We start from the raw sequence: 8,128 nt of genomic DNA on the forward strand, positions 1-8,128 counted from the left end.
GGCAGATCCTGGCCCGCCTGCAGCACCCGCATCTGGCACAACTGCTGGACGCCGGGGTGGACCAGCAAGGGCAGCCTTACCTGGCGCTGGATTACGTGGAAGGCGAGCCGATCAGCGACTACTGCCGGCGCCTGCAACCGCCGCTGGAAACGCGTCTGCAGCTGATGCTGCAGGTCTGCGCGGTGGTCAGCCATGCGCATGCCAACCTGGTGGTGCACCGCGACCTGAAACCCTCCAACATCCTGGTACGCACCGATGGCACGGTGAAACTGCTCGACTTCGGCATCGCCAAGCTGCTCGACCACGACGATCCCAACGCAGCCCATCCGGCTACTGAAATCCGCGCGTTCACCCTGCACTACGCCGCGCCGGAGCAGGTGCGTGGCGAGGCGGTGACGACCTTGACCGACGTCTATTCGCTGGGCGTGGTGCTGTTCGAGGTGGTCACCGGGCACAAGCCCTATCGCTTGCGCCGGCACAGCGACGCGGAATGGGAGCGCTCGATCCTGGATGTGCAGGCACCGCGCGCTTCGGCGCTGCTGCAACGGCTGGCCGCCGAGCCGGGAGCGCCGAAACGGGCCCTGCAGCGGCAGGCGAGGCGATTGCGGGGCGATCTGGACGTGTTGTTGGAAAAAGCCCTGCAGAAGGACCCGCAGCAGCGCTACAGCTCGGCCGAAGCGCTGGCCGGCGACCTGCGCCGATACCTGCAGGGGCAGCCGATCCAGGCGCGACCGCCGGGCGTGGGCTACCGGGTGCGCAAGTACATTGGCCGCCATCGCTGGGGCGTGGCCTTGGCGACGCTGTCGGTGTTGGCGCTGCTGCTGACCACGTCCATCGCCCTGTGGCAGGCGCGCCAGGCGCGGGTGGAAATGGCGCGTGCGCAGGCCATGCAGGATTTCACCGTCGGCCTGTTCGACAAGGCGGCCAGCCAGCGCCACGGCCATTTCGACGTGCCGCAGCTGCTGGCCACCGGTCAGCAACGGGGCGAAGCCGAACTGGCTGACCAGCCGCTGGCGTTGGCCGAGCTGCAAGGGGTGATCGGCCGCCTGCGCATCGGCCTGGGCGATTACCAGCTGGCGCTGCAGACCTTGGACCAGCAGCGCCGGCTGCTGCAGGAGGTTGGCGAGGTGCCGCCGGCGCTGCAGATCGAGGCGGTGACCCAGCGTGGGCGCGCGCTGCGCATGCTCGGCCGCGGGCGCGAGTGCCTGGCGCACCTGCAGCCGCTGCAAGCACTGGCGGCCAGCGAGGCGGCGGCCTTACCGGCGGCCGTGGCCGAATTCCACAGCCAGCTCGGGCGGTGCCAGGCCCAGCTGGGTGACGCTGATGCGGCGCGCCGGTCGTTCCAGCAGGCGCTGGCGCTGCGCCACCAAGGGCTTGTCGAGCGCTTCGGGCGCGCTGAATCACTGGCCGACCTGGCCGCGCTGGACGCCACCGCCGGACGCCTGCCGGCCGCGCTGGCCGGGTACCGGCAGGCGCTGGCCCTGCTCGGCCAGCGCGCCGATGCCAGCAGCCCGCAGGTGATCAGCCTGCACCGGCAACTGGGCGATGTGCTGGCCCGCCAGGGCGACACGAAGGCGGCAGCGGCCGAGCTGGAGCAGGCCTGGCAGGCAGCACAGGATGCATGGGGCCCGCGCCACCCGGAGGCGTTGGTGGTACGCCGCGCACGCGCGCAGCTGGCCCTGCAGCGTGGCCAGCACGCGCTGGCCGGCCAGGAACTGCGGCAGGTGCAGGCACAGCTGCTCGGCGCCCTGGGCCCGGATCATCGTGAGATCGGCTACGGCGAGTTCGCCCTCGGGAAATGGGCCAGCGCCAGCAACGACCCCTCGGCAGCGGCGGCGCACTATGCCCGCGCGGTGGCGATCTGGCGCCAGCCCGACCACATCGCATTGCTGCCGCAGGCGCTGCTGGCACAGGGTCAGGCCCTGCAGGAGGCCGGCCAGACCGCACAGGCCCGCAGCGTGCTGGCCGAGGCGCGACAGCTGCTGCTGGCCCAGCGCGGGCCACAGGCGCCAGCCCTGCAGGAGCTCGACGCGCGCATCGCGGCATTGGCAAAGGCTGAACAGCACATCGATTCCACCGCTGCCCGTTAACGTTTGTCTGCCTATGATGGCCGACCTTCCCTTTGCTCCCGCGCCTGCATGCAACGACGCGACTTCATCCGCAATGCCTCCCTGGCCCTGGCCGCCTTCGGCCTGCCGTCACTGCCGGCCTGCGCGGCCAGCAGGAGTGGCCAGCTTGGACTGCGCCGGCTTGGCCAGCCGCAGCCGTTCGATTTCGCCACCCTGAAGGGCCAGGCGCGCGCGCTGGCACAGGCGCCGTACCAGAGCCATAAACGGGTGCTGCCGGGCAAGCTGGAGGCGCTGGACTGGGATCAGTACCAGTCGATCGGCTACCGCCAGGACCATGCCCTGTGGGCCGACCAGCCGGGAAAATTCCAGGCCAAGTTCTTCCATCTGGGCCTGTACTTCCATTCGCCCGTGCGCATGTACGACGTGGTTGACGGCAAGGCGCAGGAACTGGCCTATGACGGCGCCGCGTTCAACTACGGCAAGAGCGGGTTGAAGAACGGTGAGCTGCCGGCCGACCTCGGCTTTGCCGGGTTCCGGTTGAACACGCGCAAGGACACCGACCGCGATTTCGCCGCGTTCCTGGGTGCCAGTTACTTCCGCGCAGTGGGCAAGGAAGGCCAGTACGGCCAGTCCGCGCGTGGCCTGGCCATCGACACCGGCATGGGCAAGCCCGAGGAATTCCCGGACTTCATCGCCTATTACCTGGAACAGCCTGCGGCCGACTCGGACACGATCATCGTCTACGCGCTGCTGGATTCGCCCAGCGTGGCCGGTGCCTACCGTTTCGCCGTCACCAACGGCGATGTGCTGCTGATGGACATCGACAGCGCGCTGTACCCGCGCAAGACCATCGAGCGGCTGGGCATCGCGCCCTGCACCAGCATGTACCAGGTGGGCGAGAACGACCGCCGCATGGGCTGGGACTGGCGCCCGGAGATCCACGATACCGATGGCCTGTCGCTGTGGACCGGCGCTGGCGAATGGATCTGGCGGCCGCTGCTGAACCCGCGCAACCTGCGCTTCAACATGTTCGTCGACCGCAATCCGCGTGGCTTCGGCCTGCTGCAGCGTGACCGCAACTTCGATCACTACCAGGACGACGGCGTGTTCTACGAGAAGCGCCCGTGCCTGTGGGTGGAGCCGAAGGGTGACTGGGGCGAGGGCTCGGTGCAGCTGGTGGAGATTCCCACCGTCGACGAAACCTTCGACAACATCGTGGCCTTCTGGAACCCGAAGGAAAAGCCGCAGCCGGGCCAGGAACTGCTGGTCGGCTACCGGCTGTACTGGGGCGCACAGCCGCCGGCGCATACGCCGCTGGCCCACTGCGTGGCCAGCCGCACCGGCCTGGGCGGAGTGATCGGCAAGAAGCGGGAGTATTTCTCGTGGCGTTTCGCGGTGGATTTCGAAGGCGGCGAACTGGCCAGCCTGATCGACAAGGCCGACGTCGAAGCGGTTGTCGAAACCAGCCGTGGCCGGGTGGAGATCGTCTCGGCGCGGCCGTTGCGCGAGATCAAGGGTTACCGCGCGATGTTCGACCTGGTGCCGCCGGAGGGCAGCACCGAGCAGATCGACATCCGTCTGTACCTGCGCAGTGGCGGCAAGACCCTCACCGAAACCTGGCTGTACCAGTACACCCCGCCACCGGCAGGCGCGCCGGAGCGCACGCTGTACTGAAGTAGAGCGGTGCCGACCAAGCGCCGGCACCCTTGATTCAGGGCTTGGCGTCGGTGGCGTGCGATTGCGTAGGCACACCCACTTCCACCGTGCCACGGCGGATCTTCATCCAGGTTTCGTCCTGCCAGCGCTCGTACTGCTTCGGATCCCAGTACTTGGGGTCATACAGGCGGTCGGCCTTGATCGTGCGGGCTATGCCGCCGTCCATGTACACGATGTCCACATTGTTGGACATCGAGCCTACGCGGCTGCCGGTCATCTCGCGTCGTCCCTTCCTCAGCACTTCGGCCATGCGCGGGCGCGCGACCTCGTCGCCATATTCGGCGCGCAGTGCGCTTGCCTGCGCCCGCGCGGCGTCGTGCTGTTCCAGCGGCAGGGTCGCCCAGTACTCGTTGCGCAGGTCCACGAACAGCGGGTAGCCACGTTCGGCAGCGACTTCCATCCATGCATAGGCCATGACCGGATTGCGCGGCTGTTCGACGCCATACCAGTACATCTCGCCCAGGTAGCCCTGCGCGGGCTTGTCGGCATAGCGTGCGGCCAGCCGGAAGTTGTCCATCGCGCCGTTGACGTCGTTGCGGCGCAGGGCGTTGACGCCCCACTGCCGATACATCATGTCCGGATGGCTGTCCATGAAACCAGCACCGATCACGGCCGCGTCCTCTTCGCCGGACGGGCGCTCGGCCGCAGTGGCGAACAGGGGCAGGAACAACACGGGAAGCAACAGCAGGGCGGGGCGCATGACGGACATCCAGTTCGGCAGCAGGTAGTGCCGCAGCCTAGGCCCGACCACGCAGCCTTGTAAACCGCAGGACGTCATGGCCCGTGAAGGGCCATGCACTACAACGGCAGCGGCGCCTGCGCCGGATCGATACGACCCTCACCCCGGGTGATCTTCTTGAACTCGGCGCGGCTGACCGACACGTAGCGCTCGTTGCCGCCGATCTCCACCTGCGGGCCGTCCTGCACGGCATGGCCGTGTTCGTCCACGCGCACGGTCATGGTCGCCTTCTTGCCGCTGTGGCAGATCGTCTTGATCTCCTGCATCTCGTCGGCCCAGGCCAGCAGGTACTGGCTGCCCTCGAACAACTCGCCGCGGAAATCGGTGCGCAGGCCATAGCACAGCACCGGGATGCGCAGCTGGTCGACCACTTCGCTGAGCTGCCAGACCTGGCTGCGGCTGAGGAACTGCGCCTCGTCCACCAGTACGCAGCCCAGCGGCCCGTTGGCCTGCAGATCCTGCGCGACCCACTGCTGCAGGTCGGTGTCGCGTTCGAAGGCCATGCCGTCGGCGCGCAGGCCGATCCGCGAGGCGACCACGCCCGCGCCGGCACGGTCGTCCAGGCGCGGGGTCAGGATCGCCACGCGCATGCCGCGCTCGCGGTAGTTGTGCGCGCTCTGCAGCAGGGTGGTGGTCTTGCCGGCGTTCATCGCCGAATAGTAGAAATAGAGCTTGGCCATCGGCCGATTGTACGACGCCACCAGGCACCGGCCGAAGCCGTTCAGCAAGCCCACCGGCCGGCGGCTGTGGCCGCCATCAACGCCCGCTACAATCCCCACCCAATGCACGGTCTCAATCCCCCCCAAGCTGCCGCCGTCCTCCACATCGAAGGACCGCTGCTGGTGCTCGCCGGCGCCGGCAGTGGCAAGACGCGCGTGATCGTGGAAAAGATCGCTCATCTGATCGGCTGTGGCCGCTACCCGGCCCGGCGTATCGCCGCGATCACCTTCACCAACAAGTCGGCCAAGGAAATGCGCGAGCGCGTGGCCAAGCGCCTGCGCGAGCAGGATGCCGATGAAGTGACCATCTGCACCTTCCATGCCCTGGGCCTGAAGTTCCTGCAGATCGAGCATGCCGCGGTCGGGCTCAAGCGCGGTTTCTCGATCTTCGATGCCGATGACGCGGCCGCGCAGATCAAGGACCTGATGTACGGCGCCAAGCCGGACGACATCGAGGACATGAAGAACCTGGTGTCGCGTGCCAAGAACGCCGGCCTGTCGCCGGAGCAGGCGATGGCCGCTGCGCGAAGCAACCGCGAGAAGGAAGCGGCCGGCATCTACGAGCGCTACCAGTTGCGCCTGAGCGCGTTCAACGCCGTCGATTTCGATGACCTGATCCGGCTGCCGGTGCAGATCCTGGAAGAGAACCCGGAGATCGCGGTGGCCTGGCGCGAGCGCATCGGCTATCTGCTGGTCGACGAATGCCAGGACACCAACGACGCCCAGTATCGCCTGCTCAGGCAGCTGGCCGGCGACAAGGGCAACTTTACCTGCGTGGGCGATGACGACCAGTCGATCTATGCCTGGCGTGGCGCCAACCCGGAAAACCTGCAGCAGATGGGGCGCGATTACCCGGCGCTGGAAATCATCAAGCTGGAGCAGAACTACCGCTGTTCCAACCGCGTGCTGCGCGCAGCCAACGCGTTGATCGCCAACAACCCGCATGAGCATCTGAAGAAGCTGTGGAGCGATCAGGCTGACGGCGAGCGTATCCGCGTGTGGGAGTGCCGCAACAGCGAGCACGAGGCGGAGAAGGTCGCCGCCGAGATCGCGTTCGTGGCGCAGACCCGCAACGTACCGTGGAGCGATTTCTGCATCCTGTTCCGTGGCAATTTCCAATCGCGCCCGCTGGAAAAGGCGATGCAGCTGCTGCGCATTCCTTACCACCTGAGCGGCGGCACCATGTTCCTGGAGCGCCAGGAAGTGAAGGACACGCTGGCGTGGCTGCGGTTGCTGGTGAACCCGGACGACGACACCGCGTTCCTGCGCGCGGTGCAGTCACCCAAACGTGAAGTCGGTGCCGGCACCCTGGCCAAACTGGCTGAACTGGCCTCGGAAAAGGATATGCCGATGGCACAGGCCGCCGAGGCGATCGGCGCGCTGCAGCAGTTGCCACCGCGCGCGGCCAACAGCCTGGCGCGCTTCACCGACATCCTGCGTGACCTGCGCGCGCAGACGCGGCAGATCAGCTCTGGCGACATGATCCGCAAGGTCGCCAAGGAATCGGGCCTGCTCAGCGAGCTGCGTCAGCAGGCCAAGGAAGAAGCCAGCTATCAGCGTCGCGCCAACAACATCGAAGAACTGGCGCAGTGGTTCGAGGGCGGCCCGCGCGGCGCCACCGCCGCCGATCTCGCTGGCCAGCTGGCGCTGCTGTCGCGCAGCGACAAGGACGAGGGCGGCAACCAGGTGCGGATGATGACCATGCATGGTTCCAAGGGGCTGGAATTCCCCTACGTGTTCATCGTCGGTTGCGAGGATGGCGTGCTGCCGCACCAGGTCAGCCTGGACGAGGGCAATCTGCAGGAAGAGCGGCGCCTGCTGTACGTGGGCATCACCCGCGCCAAGATCCAGCTGTGGATGAGCTACAGCAAGCTGACCCGCAAGTTCGGTGAGCATGTGCGGTTGAAGCCGAGCCGCTTCTTCGAGGAGATCCCGGCCGAGGAGATCCAGCGCGACGGCGCGGATCCGGTGGCGGATGCGGCGCGGAAGAAGGAACGGGCGACGGCGGGGTTGGCGGCGATCGAGGCGTTGTTCGACTAAGGCGCTCCAACGGCGGCGCCCCTCCGTGGCGGAGCGCGCGCTGGCTCCGCGGTGTGGCCGGTCGGGGTGGGTCCGCGGGGGACGCCGTGAACCCGTCCCTGGGGGCTTAGCCGCGCCATCCATGGCGCGGATACCCCCGCGAACCCACCCCGACCGGCCTCTGACAGATTCCGGGCGCGTCTTGCCACGGCAATGCAAAGAAAATCAAAATCAACAGCCGGGGGCTGAGGCACAATCGGGGCTTCTGGCTGGAGGTTTGTCCGTGCAACCGATTGAAAGCGAACGCCTGCGGCTGCGGGCCATTGAACCGGACCGCGATGCGGTGCCGATGCTGGCGCTGCTCAACGATCCGGGCTTCGTGCGTTTCATCGGTGACCGCAACGTGCGCGACGAAGAGCAGGCGCGGGAGTACATCGCGCTGCGGGTGCTGCACAGCTATGCGTTGAATGGCTTCGGCATGTATGCGATCGAGCGGCTGTCCGATGGTGCGTGGCTGGGCAACGCCGGGCTGGTGCGCCGTGATGGGTTGCCGGCGCCGGACATCGGCTACGCGGTGCTGTCGGAATTCGCCGGGCAGGGCTATGCGAGCGAGGCGGCGCGGGCGGTGTTCAATCACGCACGCGCGGTGCTGGGCCTGCAGGATCTGTACGGCATCACCGACCTGGACCACGTGGTGTCCGGGAAGATCCTGCTGGGCCTGGGCATGCAGGAACGCGGGGTGATCCAGTTGCCGGGTATCGACAGCCCCAGCCGCCTATACGCCACGCTCGGCGCGGCCGAGGTTTGATCGTGGTGGGTGCCGACCGTTGGTCGGCACGACAGAGTGCCACCGTGCCGACCAACGG

The 8,128-nt window shown here is 67.4% G+C and carries 6 protein-coding genes; 4 read left to right on the forward strand and 2 right to left on the reverse strand.

Annotated elements, in window-relative coordinates:
* Positions 1 to 2,090: serine/threonine-protein kinase (locus DBR20_RS09455; RefSeq protein ID WP_219927805.1), on the forward strand; the 2,090-nt coding region annotated here is incomplete at its 5' end.
* 48 nt (positions 2,091 to 2,138) lie between these two features.
* Entirely contained in the window at positions 2,139 to 3,743 is a 1,605-nt protein-coding gene (locus tag DBR20_RS09460) for a glucan biosynthesis protein D (RefSeq protein ID WP_108265997.1), read from the forward strand.
* Positions 3,744 to 3,780: 37 nt separating this feature from the next.
* Here the strand turns inward: DBR20_RS09460 and DBR20_RS09465 are convergent, their stop codons facing one another.
* Together DBR20_RS09465 and DBR20_RS09470 are read right to left on the reverse strand one after the other, a co-directional pair.
* Positions 3,781 to 4,485 (reverse strand): sel1 repeat family protein, encoded by a 705-nt coding sequence (locus DBR20_RS09465; RefSeq protein ID WP_108265998.1) that lies wholly within the window; start codon positions 4,483 to 4,485, stop codon positions 3,781 to 3,783.
* A gap of 98 nt (positions 4,486 to 4,583) precedes the next feature.
* On the reverse strand, positions 4,584 to 5,204 hold the full coding sequence (locus DBR20_RS09470) for a thymidine kinase (protein ID WP_108266019.1): 621 nt from the start codon (positions 5,202 to 5,204) through the stop codon (positions 4,584 to 4,586).
* 102 nt (positions 5,205 to 5,306) lie between these two features.
* Between DBR20_RS09470 and DBR20_RS09475 the strand changes: the two genes are divergently transcribed.
* The gene (locus DBR20_RS09475; RefSeq protein ID WP_108265999.1) at positions 5,307 to 7,283 is read left to right on the forward strand and encodes a UvrD-helicase domain-containing protein; all 1,977 of its coding nucleotides are present in this window, start codon (positions 5,307 to 5,309) and stop codon (positions 7,281 to 7,283) included.
* 262 nt (positions 7,284 to 7,545) lie between these two features.
* Complete coding sequence (locus DBR20_RS09480; RefSeq protein ID WP_108266000.1) at positions 7,546 to 8,070, forward strand: GNAT family N-acetyltransferase; 525 nt, start codon at positions 7,546 to 7,548, stop codon at positions 8,068 to 8,070.
* Positions 8,071 to 8,128: the final 58 nt, after the last annotated feature.

The organism is Stenotrophomonas sp. HMWF023, assembly GCF_003060985.1.
Taxonomy (GTDB): domain Bacteria; phylum Pseudomonadota; class Gammaproteobacteria; order Xanthomonadales; family Xanthomonadaceae; genus Stenotrophomonas; species Stenotrophomonas lactitubi.

What these genes read in the sequence shown, in the direction of transcription:
- DBR20_RS09460 (WP_108265997.1), top strand. Translation starts at nt 2,139, where the DNA reads ATGCAACGACGCGACTTCATCCGCAATGCCTCCCTGGCCCTGGCCGCC.
- DBR20_RS09465 (WP_108265998.1), bottom strand. Translation starts at nt 4,485, where the DNA reads ATGCGCCCCGCCCTGCTGTTGCTTCCCGTGTTGTTCCTGCCCCTGTTC.
- DBR20_RS09470 (WP_108266019.1), bottom strand. Translation starts at nt 5,204, where the DNA reads ATGGCCAAGCTCTATTTCTACTATTCGGCGATGAACGCCGGCAAGACC.
- DBR20_RS09475 (WP_108265999.1), top strand. Translation starts at nt 5,307, where the DNA reads ATGCACGGTCTCAATCCCCCCCAAGCTGCCGCCGTCCTCCACATCGAA.